The sequence below is a fragment of the Paenibacillus sp. JT22N15 genome (genome assembly GCF_059383755.1).
In genome coordinates, this window is record NZ_JBXENV010000020.1 from 62,837 (window position 1) to 80,819 (window position 17,983).

Annotated in this window: 15 protein-coding genes and 1 riboswitch; of the genes, 9 read left to right on the plus strand and 6 right to left on the minus strand. The window is 50.0% G+C overall.

Annotation, left to right across the window (positions count from 1 at the left end; all coding sequences use genetic code 11):
- Positions 1-129: 129 nt before the first annotated feature.
- Positions 130-3,492 carry a GH36-type glycosyl hydrolase domain-containing protein gene (locus AC50X8_RS29160; protein ID WP_494883080.1) on the minus strand — a complete coding sequence of 1,121 codons (3,363 nt, stop codon included), beginning with the start codon at positions 3,490-3,492 and terminating at the stop codon, positions 130-132.
- Positions 3,493-4,165: 673 nt separating this feature from the next.
- On the opposite strand from AC50X8_RS29160, the gene AC50X8_RS29165 reads away from it, so the two are divergent.
- From AC50X8_RS29165 to AC50X8_RS29180, 4 genes are all read left to right on the plus strand, one after another.
- Entirely contained in the window at positions 4,166-5,428 is a 1,263-nt protein-coding gene (locus AC50X8_RS29165; RefSeq protein ID WP_056035058.1) for a sugar ABC transporter substrate-binding protein, read from the plus strand.
- A gap of 97 nt (positions 5,429-5,525) precedes the next feature.
- On the plus strand, positions 5,526-6,413 hold the full coding sequence (locus tag AC50X8_RS29170) for a carbohydrate ABC transporter permease (RefSeq protein WP_056035061.1): 888 nt from the start codon (positions 5,526-5,528) through the stop codon (positions 6,411-6,413).
- A 21-nt stretch (positions 6,414-6,434) separates the two neighbouring features.
- Positions 6,435-7,265: a carbohydrate ABC transporter permease gene (locus AC50X8_RS29175; protein WP_056035064.1), complete on the plus strand. Its 831-nt coding sequence runs from the start codon at positions 6,435-6,437 to the stop codon at positions 7,263-7,265.
- Between the two features lie 62 nt (positions 7,266-7,327).
- Positions 7,328-8,119: an alpha/beta hydrolase gene (locus AC50X8_RS29180; RefSeq protein WP_056035067.1), complete on the plus strand. Its 792-nt coding sequence runs from the start codon at positions 7,328-7,330 to the stop codon at positions 8,117-8,119.
- Between the two features lie 75 nt (positions 8,120-8,194).
- Here AC50X8_RS29180 and AC50X8_RS29185 read toward each other — a convergent pair whose 3' ends face one another.
- The 5 genes from AC50X8_RS29185 to AC50X8_RS29205 all read right to left on the minus strand — a co-directional run bounded on the left by AC50X8_RS29185 (position 8,195) and on the right by AC50X8_RS29205 (position 12,054).
- Positions 8,195-8,827 carry a hypothetical protein gene (locus AC50X8_RS29185; protein ID WP_056035070.1) on the minus strand — a complete coding sequence of 211 codons (633 nt, stop codon included), beginning with the start codon at positions 8,825-8,827 and terminating at the stop codon, positions 8,195-8,197.
- A complete protein-coding gene (locus AC50X8_RS29190) occupies positions 8,824-10,026 on the minus strand; it encodes a hypothetical protein (RefSeq protein ID WP_056035073.1) in 1,203 nt (400 codons plus the stop codon). The genes AC50X8_RS29185 and AC50X8_RS29190 overlap by 4 nt, the downstream gene beginning before the upstream one ends.
- A gap of 25 nt (positions 10,027-10,051) precedes the next feature.
- Entirely contained in the window at positions 10,052-10,789 is a 738-nt protein-coding gene (locus AC50X8_RS29195) for a zf-HC2 domain-containing protein (protein ID WP_494883037.1), read from the minus strand.
- A complete protein-coding gene (locus AC50X8_RS29200) occupies positions 10,786-11,280 on the minus strand; it encodes an RNA polymerase sigma factor (RefSeq protein ID WP_063892555.1) in 495 nt (164 codons plus the stop codon). Before AC50X8_RS29200 ends, AC50X8_RS29195 begins: the two co-directional genes overlap by 4 nt.
- A 261-nt stretch (positions 11,281-11,541) precedes the next feature.
- Positions 11,542-12,054: a YwhD family protein gene (locus AC50X8_RS29205; RefSeq protein WP_056035079.1), complete on the minus strand. Its 513-nt coding sequence runs from the start codon at positions 12,052-12,054 to the stop codon at positions 11,542-11,544.
- Positions 12,055-12,307: 253 nt separating this feature from the next.
- Between AC50X8_RS29205 and AC50X8_RS29210 the strand changes: the two genes are divergently transcribed.
- From AC50X8_RS29210 to AC50X8_RS29230, 5 genes are all read left to right on the plus strand, one after another.
- The gene (locus tag AC50X8_RS29210) at positions 12,308-14,353 is read left to right on the plus strand and encodes a M1 family metallopeptidase (RefSeq protein ID WP_494883039.1); all 2,046 of its coding nucleotides are present in this window, start codon (positions 12,308-12,310) and stop codon (positions 14,351-14,353) included.
- Positions 14,354-14,368: 15 nt separating this feature from the next.
- Entirely contained in the window at positions 14,369-15,184 is an 816-nt protein-coding gene (locus tag AC50X8_RS29215; RefSeq protein ID WP_056035090.1) for a hypothetical protein, read from the plus strand.
- A gap of 429 nt (positions 15,185-15,613) precedes the next feature.
- Positions 15,614-15,785, plus strand: a riboswitch (cyclic di-AMP (ydaO/yuaA leader).
- Between the two features lies 1 nt (position 15,786).
- Positions 15,787-16,257, plus strand: coding sequence for a C40 family peptidase (locus AC50X8_RS29220; protein ID WP_056035094.1), 471 nt, complete (start codon positions 15,787-15,789; stop codon positions 16,255-16,257).
- Between the two features lie 87 nt (positions 16,258-16,344).
- Positions 16,345-17,436 (plus strand): FAD-binding domain-containing protein, encoded by a 1,092-nt coding sequence (locus AC50X8_RS29225; protein WP_494883042.1) that lies wholly within the window; start codon positions 16,345-16,347, stop codon positions 17,434-17,436.
- On the plus strand, positions 17,436-17,966 hold the full coding sequence (locus AC50X8_RS29230) for a GNAT family N-acetyltransferase (protein WP_494883044.1): 531 nt from the start codon (positions 17,436-17,438) through the stop codon (positions 17,964-17,966). The genes AC50X8_RS29225 and AC50X8_RS29230 overlap by 1 nt, the downstream gene beginning before the upstream one ends.
- Positions 17,967-17,983 lie beyond the last annotated feature (17 nt).

Sequence of the window (17,983 nt, forward strand, 5' to 3'; positions counted from 1 at the left end):
AGGCATTTAAACTTATAAACACTTATATTTTAAAATATTCCTGATTAATTAACTATATCATAACAGATTAAAGTTGCCTCGACTTATGTGCATACGGCGATCCGAAACGAATCGCCGTACACTTAGTCCTTACATGAAAATGTCGATAATCGTCGTTTCACCTGTTTGATGCTGCTTCAGTAGCTGCGGAGAAATTTCCAAACCGCCCGCACGATAACGATTGGAGCCGAGTACAGCTGCCATTTCATTACCATTTATTTTCACACTTTTCACAGTCGCATCGCTATCGCCATTCAAATGGTAAACGAAGGTAATCGGAGCGCCCTGATATTCGAAATCGAATTGCAGGCCATCCAACGACTGTGGCAGCACCGGATCAACGATCAGCTTATTTTCCACTTGGCGGATACCAAGCACGTTTGCTATAAGCTGGTTCATATAAATCCCCGGTCCGCTGGAATAAATTCTCCATCCGCCTTTAACCGGAGCAGAGCCATCACGCAGCTGTGCAAAACGATCCTGCGCCTCATAACGCGTATTAAATTTGCCATCCGAGCTGCTGAAATAAGAATTGCTTTGGCGAAGCTCCGCATTAGGCACAGCATCCTTCAAACCAATCGGGTTGATGATTGTAAGTCCATTCCATGCTTCATCTACCTTGCCGAGCTTAGCCATTGCTTCTACATACCGGATATGGGCATGTACATATTGCAGCCCTACCTCGCGTCCAAAGTTCGCCGCCTGCTCAGCGCGCTTGAAATGCGTGCTTACACCACCGGTATATTTCGCCGGACGGTTCATCAGCCGGACGCCATCCGGGCAGTAAAGCTCGCGCTTGATAAGCGCATAATGCGACTCGGCCTGCTCAGCTGTAAGCAGCTCAGCAATCATGCTGCGGGTCATCGGAAGCAGGCGGTATTGTATGCCTGTTACCGCATCCGATGGATGCAGCATCAGTTCCGCTTTATCTGGCTGCTCCATGTACAAGAAGCCAGGAATAACATCGGTTTGCAGCATATAACGATTGAAATCTGCTTCAATGCCCGCACTCAATGCTCCGAGCTCTGCCGCCCACTCTTTATTGTGCGTCTGCATGGCCGCAGACAGGTGCGTAAACACCTGGTACGTCAGCGCTACTGTCCAGCTGCTCACCATATACTGCTTAAGCTGGGCGTTGGCAGGCTGCAGCGTGTCATCCCAATCGCCATCGCCGTAGGAGGACAAATGGGTGTCATGCAGGAAATGTCCCTTAATATAGGCGATTTCCTTCTGCGCATGTTCAAGCAGCGATGCCGTATGCGATGTGAAAGCAAAACCTTCTTTCGTCGTATAAGGGATCTGCTCCTCCAGCACGGAATAATCCTGCGTCGCAGTCAAATAGTCGCTCAGTACCTTGAGCGGCCATACGATAATATCGCCGTGGCTTTCTTCCTGCTGTATATTCACGTAGTTGTCGAACATAAACCATTGCGGCCAATTGCCGTCTTCCTCATACTGATGGGAAAATACCGTCAGCAATATTTCGCGAACTGCGCCGTAATTTTGCATCGCCATAAAATATTCGGTCGGCCCTTGGCAAACATCTCGTGTTCCCCATGCAGCGCCGCCATATTGCTCTAGCCCGTGCGGTACCGAATAATGGACGAGCATATTGTGTGTGTACCACCATGCCAGCGTATTGAACTTGTCTACTTCAGCGGTATTGCCGCCTTTTTGCGTCAGCTCAAATCCATTCATCACCCGCTTGTAAAAAGCACGGTAAGCCTGTGCCTGCACTTCTGCATCCTCTACGCTAACGGTTGCCGCTGGAAGCTCTTCGCCTTGCAGCAAGCCCTGCACCGTAGCCGTCCATTCGCTGCTTGCGCCTAACTCCAGAACGACTAGCGATGCGCCGCCAGACTCCATTCCCGTTACGAGCTTTTGCTCATCCGCAACAGTCATCTCCGCTCCATCCACACGCAGACGGTAGCGAAGCTTCGGATATACACTTGCGCTCAGCGCCGCCGAATCGGCCGTAAATTCAAGCCAATCCTGATTTTTGTTCATTTGATACGGCAAAATATATTCATTATCATTCATCAACACTTGGTTCGTGACCAGATAACGGTACTTTCTTCCGCTTGTCGAGCGAACATGCATCCGAACTTCCGGCGTGTCTACGGTTGTATAGTTCGTAATGATGATGAGATCATCGGACGTTTTGTAATACCATTTTGCAAAGTTAAAGCCCATTTCAAACATTGAAGGCATCGTAAGCAGACGATATACGCCATCCAGCTCTACATAAATGCGCTGTCCCGACGTTTTCGGCACATTCAGCGCGTTGCGGGCATTCGTCACCCATTTGTGGAACGTCGTGTTGCCTACAACCAGCTGCGAATTGAACAGGCCGTACATATACGAGGTCGTCGTCAGCACATGCGTGTGCAAGTGGTCATTGCCGCCCGTCATTAGAATATGGCCATGCGGACGCTCAACGAGCAGCTCTTTTTCCTTTAATACAACATGCTCATGGGTCGCAGTGAAAAAAGAAAGCAGAGACTCTCCCACATACTCCTCCTGCGAGCGTTCAGGGAACAAGCCGTTAATCTCTTCCGCCGTCATCGATACCGTTTGTAAAGGGGAACCAATAGCCTCCGCTTTGCGTACCGGATTCGCATCTTGCGATTGTAAAGCAGGCGCAGCACAAACTTGCTCCCACGCTTGCTGCACTTCCGCCGTAAAGGCTAGCGACGTTACAGCCTCAGGATGATTGGCTTTAAACAAGCCGTAAAAAACAACATTCTGCTCGCCGTCCACCTTAACAAGCGGTGTTTGCAAAGCTGTATATGCAAATTCATATTGGTAAACTTCATTAGCCAATGATGGCTTGGTCAATGCTTCAGCAATATCCGTTTCCTTATAGCTCAAGCCATAGAACTGGAAGCCGTCTGTCGAATAGCCAGCCGCCCCTGTCCATGCCCCTTGCTGCAAATAAGGGAAGCTGCCGCTTTGCGGCATATTTTGGCGGGAACAGACGACATAACCGCGCTGCCCGTCCTCAAATACGGAGTGGTCAATGTATTGCGATTGATAAGCTTCATTGCTGCGAACAGCAGCTTGGTCAGCCAGCCCGATATCTTGACCGTAGATCACATCCACCGTCTCGCCATTGCCAACTACATTTACATCCCAGAACCATACGCCTGCTTCCGACAGTAGGAAACGAACTTGGTAACGAACGCCCTCCGCTTCTCCTGCCCATACGACTTGATTTGCACTATAGGAGACACGGCTATTCGATCGCACACCAAGCAGTGGAAAGGCTGCAATGCCCGATTCACGATGCAAACGCAAATATATATTATTGAGTGAACCGTCTACCGCATTGGATAGAAGCTGATTAATCATCGTGTTGTTGTGGGTAATTTGATAAAGATCGCCGCTGCTGAGAAAGGTGAATGCTAATGGCCCGGCCTCTACTCGAAAGCTGCTTGTGCTTGCTGCTGTCATGTTCATCACTCACTTTCCTGACTTTTTTAAAATATAAGAATTTATAAGTTTCACCCTTATAATCAGCTTATATTTCACCGCGAAACGGTAGCATTGCCGCCAGAGGACGGCTTCAGTCGTTTACGCTTGCTTATTTGTATACATAGGCTTTCATCAATAAACGCATAATAAACAGCTGATACCAGCGAAGTTGATGCAGATTGACGGCATTTGCCGAAATCAATCGAAACGTTTCTATTTTACAACTAAAAGGATTATAGAACGTTTTCAACTTCCCGTCAATTGCTCCCATTACCCGAATTTTATATAAGTGAAACGTTTCTATTATCATTTTAACGCCTCAGAAGTAAATTTCAATAGCCAAAAAAAATGTGTTGAATACGATTACATTCTGTTTTATAATGACATCGAAACGTTTCTATAGTCACTAGCATCTTCTGATGCAATCGCGTATAATCTAAAATCGAAACGTTTCTATGTTTCATAAGGCTTATATATTAAGGGGAGCTTTTCAGGAATATGAGAGGGGAGGCATGTCGCTTAAGGGATATGTTCAGAAGGAAGCCAGCTGCTTTAATGACAACACCATTGCATAAACCGACAACAATAGAGTCATCATTTACTTAAGCTACTGCACCTTAAATTACTGCTTCTTAAAGAGAGGAAGATTGGAATGTTTAATAAATCCGTTAAAACTGCACTTATCAGCACCATGCTGCTTTCAGGTATTTTGACAGCGTGCTCATCCAATAATACAAATACAACTGGCGAAGCCGCTACTGGCGATCAGCCTGTCACCATTAAAGTTTGGGGCATGGGCGACCAAGAGCAGACGCTCAAAACGATTTCCGAGCAATTCGAAACAGACAATCCGAACATTAAAGTAGATGTGCAAGTTATTCCTTGGGGCTCGGCGCATGACAAGCTGCTGACAGCTGTTGCTTCCAAATCCGGTCCTGACGTGCTGCAAATGGGTACTTCCTGGATGCCGGAATTTGCAAATGCGGGCGCTTTGCTTGATTTGACGCCTTACATCGACCAATATCCTGAATTTAAACCGGAGAACTTTTTCGACGGTATCGTAAATACAACGCAATTTGACGGCAAAACGTTCGGTATTCCTTGGTATGCTGAAACTCGCGTCCTGTTCTACCGTACTGACCTGCTGAAAGAAGTAGGCTATGACAAAGCGCCTGCTACTTGGGATGAGCTGAAGGATGCAGCAACGAAGCTGACTGCACGCGGCGAAGGCAAATACGGCATTGACCTCGTTCCAGGCGAGCCGACGCTGGGTATTATGTTTGCCCGCCAGAACGGTTCCAAGATTTTTGATGAGCAAAATAAACCTTTGTTCAATCAACCGGAATTCGTTGACGCTGTAAAATATGTAGGCAGCTTCTATCAAGAGAAGCTTTCTCCTGTAGATCTTGGCATTGATGCCGTTCAAGGCTTTGCTGGCGACGGTGTTATCCCGATGTTCATCAGCGGACCTTGGATGATCAAGCCAATTAAAGAGCAAGCGCCTGATATCGAGGGCAAATGGGCAACAGCCGTTCTTCCATCCGGTTCTGCGAACAACAACTCGATTCTTGGCGGTTCTGATCTGACTGTATTCAAATACAGCAAAAACCAAGAAGCGGCAGTTAAGTTTATTGCCTACATGAGCAAACCAGAAGTTCAGTTGAAATGGAAAGAGCTGTCCGACGCGCTTCCAGCTGTACAAAGCGTATGGCAGGATGCTTCCATGACTGCTGATCCTAACCTTCAAGTTATCGGGGAGCAGCTCAAGCATGCTGAAGCAACGCCAGCTCTCACCGCTTATGACCAAATTTCGCAAAAATATGTATCACACTTTGAGCAAATTTATCGCGCTAACGCTGACGTGCAGACGGAAATGGACGCTTTGAACGTTGAAGCCGAAAAATTAATTAAATAATCTTTTAGCCGGCAGCTGCTTTTGGGTAGGGTTGCCGGTTATCCCTATTATTGTCCATTTGCGCTCAAGCGTAAATTTAAAGGATGTGACTTAGCCGATGAAAGGCATATTGAATAATAAAACCCCTTATTTCTTTATTGCGCCAACTTTGATTTTGCTTGCTATGTTCTCCCTGCTGCCCATTGTTATTGCGCTGGTCATCAGCTTCACAGATATGGATCTCGCCGGCCTTGCCGATGTATCCAACATTTCATTTGTGGGCATGCAAAACTACTTGGACGTATTGACTGATCCCTTATTTCTCCAAGCGATTACCAACACGCTTTATTATGTCATTATTGGCGTTCCGTCCGTTATCGCCCTATCGCTAGCGATTGCGCTGCTGATTAACTTCGGCAAATCAAAAGTATTTACAACGTTCCGCGTTATTTACTATTTGCCGTCCGTAACCAACGTCGTTGCCGTTGCAGTCGTATGGACTTATTTGTACAACCCATCGCTTGGCTTGTTCAACTATTTGCTGAACCTTGTGCATCTTCCAGATGTCCAGTGGCTCCAGCATCCGATTATCGCTAAAATCTCGCTGATCATTCTTGCCTTATGGCGGGCGATCGGTCTGAATATGCTTATTTTTATCGCGGCTATCAAGGGCATTCCACGCTCTTATTATGAAGCTGCACAAATTGACGGAGCTAGCAACTGGCAGCAAATGCGGACGATTACGCTTCCGCTGTTGCGTTATGCTATTTTCTTCGTTTCCATCACCACAATGATTGGCTGGATTCAATTTTTCGAAGAGCCGCTCATTATGACCAAAGGCGGGCCGCTTAACGGCACGATGTCCGTAGCCTTGTTCATTTACAACAACGGCTTCCAATACAGCAAATTCGGATATGCTGCGGCAGGATCCTTTATACTATTTATTTCCATAATCGTCATTACGCTCATTCAATTTAAGTTCCAGAACAAGGAAACAGATGTTTAAGGAAAGGAGAGGGGAATAATTATGGCACCGAAAACAAAAAGCGGCACAGCCCTTCAATGGCTGCTCGGCATTTTGCTGACTGGCGGCGGGATAGTAATGATGCTTCCGTTCGTATGGATGATTATGTCGGCATTCAAAACGGAAAGCGAGGTAAAGCAGCTGCCTCCAACACTGTGGCCGAAAAATATTACGTTCGAAAACTTTAGCAATCTGTTCGTCAATATGCATTTTGGCACGTATTTGAGCAATACGCTGCTGATTGTCTTTTTCTCCTTTATCGGCTTGTTCCTGAACGCAATGGCTGGTTATGCATTCGCCAAGTTCAAGTTCAAAGGCAAAGATAAGCTGTTCTATCTCGTACTCGCTACGATGATGATTCCCGGCCAGGTGACGATGATTCCTGTTTACCTGCTGCTCAATGAAATGCATCTGACGAATACGATGGTCGGCATCGTGCTTCCGGGCTTTGTCGGCGCATTTGGCATCTTCCTGTTTCGCCAGTTTATGTCCACGATTCCCGACGAGCTGCTGGAGGCGACCCGGTTGGATGGGGCAAGCGAAGTGCGCACCTTCTTTCAAATCGTGCTTCCGATCTCCAAAGCCATTCTTGCGATTCAAGGCATTCTGACGTTTATCGGCGGCTGGAACAGCTTCCTATGGCCGCTCATTATCGCCAATGACGAGAAGCTTTACACGCTATCCGTCGGGCTGGCTTTGCTTAAGGGAGAGCATGGCAGCAACTATGCTTTGCAAATGGCAGGCTCCACATTTATGGTACTGCCAGTCGTTATCGTATTTATTTTCTTCCAGAAGCAAATTATTGAGAATTATTCGATTTCCGGCATTAAATAAACGCAGCAGCTTTCACGATGTGAATAGGCTATCAAGAGTGCTAACAAGGAGGTTCCATTGCAATGGCCTTGTTTCAATGTGATTTTTACTCAGAAAAGCTGGGCTTCTCGACCGGGATGTCGGTTATTTTGCCGCAGCCGTCATTAGCTGAACTTTCTTCCCGCAAGGAAGGAACGGATTACAAATATCCGGTGCTGTATTTGCTGCACGGGCTGTCCGACGACCATACCGCCTGGACGCGTTATACGTCAATTGAACGTTATGCTTCCAGCAAAGGGATCGCTGTCGTCATGCCTGGCGTGCATCGCAGCTTTTATGCAGACATGGAGCAGGGCGGCCGCTACTGGAGCTTTGTCAGCGAGGAGCTGCCGCGTGTGGCCCGCTCCTTCTTCCCGCTGTCAGCTCGCAGAGAAGACAATTTTGTCGCCGGCCTCTCGATGGGCGGCTATGGCGCGTTCAAGCTGGGACTGCATCATCCTGAACGCTTTGCAGCTGCGGCGAGCCTTTCTGGCGCGCTTGATGTTGTGAGCCGTCTCCAGCATCCCGACTTCTCTTATACGGATGAAGGCGAGTTTGGACGGTTGTACGGCAGCATAGAGAAGCTGGAGGCTGGGCCAAGCAATTTGTTTAACCTTTTAGCCTCTGCAGCTGAACTCGCCCCTGAACAGCAGCCGAAGTTTTACCAATGCTGCGGGACAGAAGATTTTCTATATGAAGATAATCTTCGCTTCAAGGCAGCGATGGAGGAGTATGGGCTGACTCTCGCCTATGACGAGGAGCCGGGCATGCATGAGTGGGGCTACTGGGATCGCAATATCCAGCGCGTCCTTGATTGGCTGCCGCTTTCCCGCTAGAACGATAAAACGCTTGCTCCGGTTGTTATCTGGAGCAAGCGTTTTATCGTTCTTTTTTATATAATCAATGAGTTCTTAAAAACCGCGCTGCTCGATTTTGATAGACTTCGGCAATACCAGCGTCATTTGAGCGTTATACATATTCGACTGAATCGGTCCGTTATGCCGATCAAATTCGCCGACCATCACATACATGACCGATCCCACTACGCTTGTGCTAACGAGCTGCTCTGAAGTGTCGATCGGCTCTGCAGCCCAGTACTGCACCTGCCCGAGCAATTGCACCTTTCCACCGTCTACTTGATCTACACTTACCGGACGGAGCGCTTGCACGACGATTTTATCGACCTTCTCTGGCACGGAAATAGGCGCCGTCTCAATAAGTGCCGTCCGTTCCATTTGGCGCATCGCCCCGCGGAATTCATCCAAAATCCCAGTTGAAATCAGGCCCGCCATCGCAAGGCTGAAGCTTCCGATCATCCCTACTATAAATAGGCTGATCCAATCGTAACGAAGCGTCGTCCGTTCGCTGCCCGCAAACCAAATGTACAATAAAATTTCTGCTCCGAGCAAAATAAAAACAAGCGGTGCCACCCACAGCAGCATATCGTATGCCCCCGTGCCGCTCCAGATGGAAACCGCCACAGCGATTCCCATCAATAATAAGGCAACGCCCATCGAAAGCGTGCCTACACGCCACTGCTTCATTCGCTTTTCCCCTTCCGCAGCGATTCCGTTGGTGTCCAATCTTTAGGGGGAAGCCCCTTATTTCGTTGGAATCCTCTGCCAAATGCCATGCGCAGCCCAGCGGCGATCATGACAAAGGCGATAAGGGCGGTTGGCAAATTATATTTTATATTTTGATACTGGGCATACCATCTTGGAAAATAATTCGCAGCGTATTCGGCCAGAACACGATCACCCATAAAATACAGCCCGATCAGCAGCAGACCGATGCCGATCCAGCGCTGATAAGGAGCAAACTGCGTAATAATCGCTTGATCCTTTAAGCCTTCCTGCGGTTCAGTCGACAGCTGCCGCATGACATCGAAGAAAGCGAAAAACCAGAATAGCGGCATAAGGAATAGAAACATCGACAGCCGCATCGCATCCATTAAATAGACGGAGGCGAGAAAGCCTGCCATAATTTGCAGGCCGCGTGTTTGAAGCCCGAGATATAGATGCCCTGCACCGGGAAAGAGCGACAGCGTTGCAGCGAGCGCTTTATTTTTGCGCCCCTTGTTCATGTACTCCTCCATCTCTTCGAAAAACGGCCGATCCTCCAAGGGCTCGCCCCGTTTCTTGCGATGCAGCTGCTGTGAAGCATCAAAAATACTGTAAATCCAGATGACGGGCACGCCTAGCAGGAAAATAAGAAACTCTCCTGTTCCCGTTACCATCGATATAAAAATAACAACTGCGAATAAGCCGATGGATGCAACGAGAAAGGCAATGCCCCGCTGCATCAGCCCAAGCGCCATATGGCCCAAACCGGGAACGATGGAGAGCAGCAGCGTGTTCGTACGCTCTTTCTGCTCGCTGTAGGTTAAGATGTCTGCTTGTGCGCGCATCGCTCCCGGCGGCAGGTTGCTGTACATCTGATCTGGACTTGGAGGTGCGCCCACACCATAGGCGGCCTCATTCGGATGCGGCTGCCGCCTGCCAATGAGCGTTACAATCATATCGAGCATATTGATGCCCCAGAAGAGAAACGACAGCAAGCATAGAACAAAGGCCGTATCGTCATTAATATGATCCGCGATTGCTATTAGAATCAGAAGCGCAAGCGGTCCAAATCCTCCTGCCGCATATAACACAAATCTTATCGGACGCCCCATATATGCATGGCCGAAACCGGGAAGCATGGACAGCAGCAGCGCAACAAGGGGCTTTTTCTCCCTATTCATTCCTTGATCTCTCCTTCATCATTCGTTATTTAAACCGTTTGGAGGCGATGCCGTCCAGCCAGAGGGAAGTGCGGTTCATCATTTGCTGCGACCAGGAGGACTCGCGCTGCTCCTTGTCTCGGATGAGCTGCTCCTCTTTATGCTGCAGCCTGCTATGGTCTATTTTTTCAAGCTCCTGCGAAATGTTGTTCAGTACGCCTGTACCGAGCAGCAGCAGGGTAATGACCGCCGCAGCGGTATAGTGGGTTGCCGGATGCTGGAGCCAGGATCTGCGGCGGTATGATTTCTCTTGAAGGAACGGACCCGGCACGGACAGCAGATCCTGTTTTTCGGATTCCGACGCTCCGAACAGCTGCTTGCTGAGCTTGTGGCCCATCTGCTCAAAATCCGGAAGCTCAATCGCCTGATTTAACGGACTGGCTCCTGGAACGGCTCCTGCTATATGAGGCTCAGACGTAGGGGGACTCCCCGCCATATCCGCCTCCAACACCAGCATAAATTGCTCTAAGCATTCGTCGCATTCTGCAAGCTGCCGCTCGATCTGCTCGCGTTCAGGCTCGGAAAGCACATTCGCCACGTATTGCTCCAGAAGGGAAGCCTCCACATGATTCAAATGATTCACAGGATTGCATGCTGAGGATGCTTCATCCGTCACTGGCATGATCGGCTGTTCTATCGGTTGTTCTATGGGCTGCTCTATCTGCTTGCCCTGCTGTTTCGTCCTTGAACTCTCGCTATGCTTGTGTTCCTCATGATGACTCATTCAAAGTCCTCCCTTCTCCAGTGCCGCTTAATCCAGTTTCTTGCCCGGTATAGGCGCGATTCTACACTTTTGCGCTCCAGTCCGGTTGAGGACGAAATTTCCTCGTATGATTTCTGTTCTATATAATAGGCGTTTACGACTTCACGATAATTGTCCGGGAGCTGCTCGACCTGTTCTCTTATGTAGCGTTTTTCCTCGCGCTCGATCGCAGCGCGCTCCGCAGGCATCGCAGTTCCTTGCCCATCGGTGCCGGGTCCCAGATTGTCCACATATTCGCTCAGTTCTTCCGGCTTGCGTGCCTTGCTCCTCTTCCAATCAATCGCACGGTTTACAGCAATGCGGGTCACCCAGGTTTTAAAGCCTTCCAGCCTGCACTCGGGGAGAGAGCGGTGAATTTGCAGCAGCACTTCCTGGGTAACATCCTCCGCATCATGCGGCGAATGAAGCACAGCATAAACCGTTTTATAAATATGAGCGCCATATTCCTGCACGAATGACTGGAATTCTGCAGGCCCGCCGTCGCGGAGCGCTATTAACCATGCTTCATCTTGAATCTCTCTCTCCCCCTTCCCTTTATATTAGACGCCAAAACGATGGCTATCCCCTGCACCTGCAGCAATATTTTTTATAAAAAAGTAAAAAGGCTCCGCTCCAGCGCAGCAATCGCTGCTGCATTGGGGCGGAACCCGTCACTTATAAGCTTCCCAGTTAGAAGCTGCCTTGGTCATTCTTCTGTCATTCTTTCTGTCATTCTATGCCTCCAAAGCCTGCTTCAGCTCATCGGAGGAGTTGGTCCACCATTCTTCATTATGCTCGATTAACAGCTTGCGGAACGCAGCCTTTTCTTCCGCACCCAGCTCGCCCAAGTTGTAGCGGCGCTTAATCGCATGATCAAGCTTGTTGACATGGTCAGCGAGAATTTTCCAGCCGCGGCGTGCTTCCGTGTCAATCCACATTTCGCAAGCGGTTGCGCCAGCGTAGTTCGTGCCGTTCTCTCCACGTTCTACCGCAACCCATACAATCCAGCATTGGCGGCCATTAGGCGTGTCCTCTTTATTAGGAGAAAACTTGATGCCGCGCTCTACTTTGCTTTTGGCATGCATCGCGCCGTCGTCGATATAAGCGACGCCCGCATCAATAATAACGCAGGATACTTGGCTTAGGTCGATGGTGCCTGCACCAAAGCCTTTATGCTGTTTGTTGCTCACGACGTTAAGCGCGAGTGATTTCTTTTCTTTTTTCTCCGGTTGTCCTTGCTGTTCCATCCGTTCGTACACGTCCTCTCGTCACATTTCATCTATTGTACTGCCGCAGCAGCTTGCAGCCAATCTCTCCTTTCCATTTTGAACGTTTTTTCGCAATAACACAAGCGCACACGGCACAATTTCCTGCCGAATCCGCAAGCGGCTGCCGCTTTACACGCCTTCATCAGAGCCGCTGCAAAAATCCACAAGACTATTCCGGTACAAGCCGACATATACATGCTGTAGATGCTTGTCAACGGGAGGGAAACGTTCAATGACTCCAGGACCTTTCAAACGAATCGCGCTCATTATGCTCTCGGCCGTCCTGCTCGGACTGTCGCTGCATCATGGCTTCGGCAACGCTTGGTTATCCCAGTATACGTACGCCTCTGGCGCCACAGACCCGATTGGCATTGCCGATCTCACGACAGCAGCAGTAGAGCAAGCTGCTCCGCAAACGGCCAAGCCGCCTGCCCCGGCACCGCCAGCACAGCCCGACCCTGCCCAGATCGAAACGGTACAGACGCTTAGCAAAAGAGTCGTCCAATACAACATGCAAGTGGCGCTTCGGGAGGATATCCGATATTTGGATGGCTCCCAGACCGTAACTTGGACGAACCCAGGCAAAAAAACGGTGTCCGAGCTGTATTTTCATCTGTATCCCAATGCCTTTCAGTCCGAAAAGTCGACGTTCATGCGCGAGTCTGGCGGCCAGCTGCGGGGTGATAAGGCCACGGTCGACAGCCAAGGTTATATGAAGCTGCTTACCTTGCAAACGCTGGAGGGCGAGAGCTTGCTTCCCCGTCTGCATTATGTTCAGCCCGATGACGGAAATACGGACGACTTTACGCTGACGAAGCTCAATCTTCCGGTTCCAGTCGCACCGGGCAAATCAGTAACACTCTCCATGACCTATGAGGTCAAGCTGCCCGAGGTGTTCGCTCGCATGGGCTATTCCGGGAACTTTGTTATGGCGGGCCAGTGGTTTCCGAAGCTTGCTGTTTATGAACTGGCTGGCACACGCGGCCGAACGAATGAAGGCTGGAACGTCCACCAGTATCATGGCGATTCGGAGTTTTACAGCGATTTTGGCTTGTACAGCGCCCAGATTACAGTGCCAGAAAACTTTGCGGTCGCTGCTACCGGCATTCAGACCAGGGAAGCTGTGACGCAAAATGGCACAAGCACCTATCAGTTCTATGCCGAAGACGTGCATGACTTTGCTTGGTCAGCCTCGCCGGACTTCATATATGCGGAGGACACATTGTCAGGAACGGGTATTCCGGGTGTTCGCATTAAGCTTTATTTGGACCCTGCCCACGAAGGGCTGAAAGACCGCTATATGCATGCAGCAAAATCAGCACTGTCCAAATACGCGGAGTGGTACGGCGATTATCCGTATTCGACGCTGTCCATTATCGTCCCTCCGAAGGGTGCGAATGGTGCAGGCGGCATGGAGTATCCAACGCTCGTAACCGCTTTAGCTGCTGAATCCGATAACCCTGGCTACAGCCTCGAGCGCACCGTTGTACATGAAATTGGCCATCAGTATTGGTACGGGATGGTTGCATCGAACGAGTTCGAAGAAGCGTGGCTCGACGAAGGCTTTACTTCTTATGCGGAGGATAAGGTGATGGAGAACGCCTATGGCGTTGAGCCTAACTTGGCTATGGAAGCCAGCTATATTACGGCCCCTGCCCCGCTGAAGCAGCCTTCATGGGCTTATCACAACAGCGATGAGTACGCGGAAAATGTATACATGCGCGCCAAGCTTGTGCTGGTCGGCATTGAGAAGCAGGTTGGAGCAAAGACGATGTCAAAAATTATGCGCACATATTTTCAAAAATACAAATTCAAGCATCCAACCACGTCTGATTTCCAGCGTGTCGTTGAGCAGATTACGAAGGAAAAATGGCAGGACTATTTCCACCAGTATGTATACGGCAGCCTGATGGCGGATTTTTCAGTAGAGGCTATTCGAGTGAATGAAGTGGAGCAGGATGGCCAAACGGAGTACGAGTCTACCGTGCTGATTAAGCGCAATGGCGGGCAAAATGGGCCAATCCCGCTCGTATTCTCCTTTACCGATGGCGAAAAGATTTCGAAAACATGGGATGCCGCCGAGTCGCATATCCAGTACAAGGTTGTGCACGCTGCTCCGCTCGCCTGGGTGGCGGTTGACCCGAAAAACAGCAATGTGCTGGACAACAAGCATATTAACAATTTTATGCGCGCAGAAGTGCCCGAGCAGTCGCGCATTCGATGGAGCCTCGGCCTGACGAAGCTCATCGAAGGCTTGCTCGGATCCGTAGGCTGGTAGAGAGGAGGTTGAAAAATGAAGCAGCATATGAAGCAAGGCTGGCGGCTCGCTATCCGCCATTTCTATATCGTCATTCTGTTATTCCTTTACCAGCTATTATGGGGACTTTTCCTTTACCGTTTTGTTGATATGACTGTACTGCCGCTGCTGCGGCGCTTTCCGCTCCAGCATCCGTCTGACTCGGCCGTGTCGCTGTTCTTCAGCGAGGCCCAGTTTCAATTGACGAAGACGGATTTGATCAATCCTTATTTGTGGCTTCTGGGCGGCTTGTTCGCTGCCCGCATGCTGCTGACGCCGCTGTTCAATGCGGGGCTGCTCTACTCGCTGCATCATATGGGCGAAACAGGTGAAACACAGTTTCTTCAAGGCATTCGCAAAGCTTGGAAGCCCGTGACGCTGCTCTATTGGCTGCGCACGCTGCTTATTTTCGCACCCGGCTGGTTCCTGCTGCCTCGCGCCTTCAAGCTGCTTATGGAGGGCCATTCGCTGGGCGAGCTGCTGCAAGGCACGCTGCCGGGCTTTGGCGGCTGGCTGCTATGGAGCTTCCTCGTTCACCTGCTGCTGCTCGCTATGCAGTTCGGCGCCGCCTCCGGCACGGGCTCCTTGCGCTGGCTCAGCCATGCGCTCCGAAATCTTTTCCCTTATGCCGGCCTCTCTCTGCTGATGTGGCTGCTGGCTGTTGCCGCTTCGCTCGCTGTGTCTGGGCTTTCCTATGCTTGGGCAGGCATGCTGGCACTCATCATGCATCAAGCCTATCATCTGCTGCGCACCTTGTTAAAAGTATGGACGCTCGCTGCCCAATACGATTGCCTGCAATCAAAGCAGAGCTGAGACCCTTAGAAAAATGAGGGCAACCCCACCTAATTCTCATTTAGTATTCTCATTTTTCTAAAGCCCTTCTCATAAAAAAACCGATTGCGGCCAAAAGGCCGAAATCGGTTTTTTGCCGTTATCCTGCACCTGCAGGTAAAGCCTCCATTTACTTCCCAGCCTATATGGCGACCTAGCTCAAACTCTCTAAATCTTCATTTTACGCTATAATTCTTGCCTATTCACACGATTCATAGCATATTAGCTGCCTATTTCTCATATAAACTGACAAAATGTTTTTTTGCCCAAGAACGGCGATAGATCGAACATTTATTAGGCAAGAAACTTGTTTTAACGCAAAATTGAGCCAAAAGGTTACATGAGAATTATTAGAAATTCATTCATATAGAAGGAAATCACATGAAAAAAACGAATTATTAGCGCAGAGCAAAATTAAACCAGCCTAATTTTTTATACCGCAAAGGTATAGAAATACGGGGGAACCACTTTGGGTGAATTGATTTCGATGCTTGGACGGCTTGATTCAAGTGTCTTGGAAATCATAGGGAACCTTCACAACCGAACCCCACAGCTAACCTCGTCGGCACCGGAAGGAGTTTCAAATTTTGAAGAAGGTTACTGCACTACTCGTTGGTCTTGTATTAATGCTTGCTTTCCAAGCAGGCAGCGTGTTCGCGAGTTCGAAGATGGATGGTGTTATCGCTGATCTGATCGGCACACCGTACCAAAGCGGCGGAACGACTACGAAAGGCTTCGACTGCTCCGGTTTTACGAAGTATGTTTTCGACAAAATGGGCATCGATCTTTCCCGTACTTCCCAAGCCCAATCGAACGATGGCAGTGAAGTGAAGAAGAGTGACCTGATCGCTGGCGATCTCGTATTCTTCAACACGAGCGGCAAAGGCATCTCCCACGTTGGTATTTACGTAGGCGATGGAAAGTTTGCACATGCTTCCTCGAGCAGAGGCGTTATTATTAGCAAACTTAGCGAGTCTTATTATGCTGATCGTTACGTATCAGCTACACGCGTTATGAGCCAAGACGCTTACGACAAGTACGCAAGCGAGCAATAGAGCCAGGCCACGCTTTTTTCGCTTACATAACGAAAAGCTGCTGTCTCAATCAGCAAAGCCGCAGTTGTTTGTCTTCGGACAAATAGCTTGCGGCTTTGCTGTTTTCTGGCAACGCCTTATGCAAGGGCACGCGACCACGGTATGCAGCAGGTTGTACGCGCAGCGGGACGCCGCTGGATGACGCTCGACGATGCGCCGCTGGCCGATTTGGAGGAGCTCCATACGTTTTCTCGGCGCAGTGAGCCTTACAAGGTATTTACGCCGTTTTACCGCATGTGGCAAGCCTTTATGCAGAGCCACTATTCCCCTGCGGGCGAGACAACACTGCAGCAGCTTAATACGCTGAAAAATATAGATGCCAGCATGGCAGAGCGCTTCAGTCTTCCGCGGGAGCATCTGGCTGCGGCAGCCTTTCAGCAGATAGATGACTCAGCCGGGCGCGGCCAATCCCACGCGAGCCATGCAGCCGAGGTGCTGGAGCAATTTCTAAATCAACGCCTGTCTGGCTATGAAGGCGGCCGCGACCAGTTTGCGGACGACCAGACGAGCCATTTGGCGCGTTATTTGAATACGGGAGCGCTGTCAGCACGGCAAGCCTACGAAGCGGCGCAGCAGCAGTTTGGAGCCGAGGCGTGGATTAGACAGCTGGCATGGCGGGATTTTTTTCTATATCAAGGAAAATACAATGAGGACTTCTACCGCTATGAGCAGAAGTTTGATTTATCTTCGCTGAGCGATCAGCATTTCGAGGCATGGAGCGAAGGAAAAACGGGCATTCCTGTTATTGACGCCGCTATGAAGCAGCTAAATGAAACGGGGGAAATGCCGAATCGGCTGCGGATGGTTACCGCCATGTTTTTGACGAAAAATCTGTTATGCCCATTTACGTTGGGCGAGCAGTATTTCCGCCGCCAGCTCGCCGATTATGATCATACACTGAACCGAGGCGGCTGGCTTTGGAGCTCGTCACTCGGCTACGACGCCGCGCCATATTTTCGCATTATGAATCCGGCTACGCAGTCCGCAACACATGATCCGGGCGGCACTTACATTAGACGCTGGCTGCCGGAGCTTGCCCATCTGCCTGATAAGCGAATCCACCTGCCGCAGCCGCATGCCATCGTTGATTTGAAAGCTTCACGCGCCCGCGCGATTGAGGTTTATAAGGAGATTGTATAATGATGACAAAAGCAAATGCTGCACCTGCTGGCGCCCAGCCGCCATTTGGCTGGAAGGTTGCCGCAATGGATGCATCCCATGCCCGCCAGCTGTGCGATTGGCGGTATGAGCCGCCTTACGGCATCTATCAATGGCCCGCATGGGAGGTTATGGAGCAAGCCCAAATGGAGTTCGGTGATCCCGAGCTGCGCCAGAGGCAATATGCGGCTATTTTAGACAACCGCGGGGAGCTCGCTGGTTTTGCACAGTTTTTCCCGCTGGGGGATGAAGTGCTGCGGCTTGGATTGGGTCTTCACCCACAGCTTTGCAGCAGGGGCTCAGGCACCGCCTTTGTTGCGCTGCTGGTAGAGGAGGCTCGCCGCCGCGCTCCAAACAGCGAGCTGGATTTGGAGGTGCTGACCTGGAATGCACGCGCTATTCGCGTATACGAGAAGGCAGGCTTCCGCATTACCGACACGTATATCCGCCCGACACCGCAAGGCGCGGCGGAATTTCATTGCATGGTTTACGGAGGAGGGGAAGAAGCCTAGCGTCTCTCTCCCCCCTC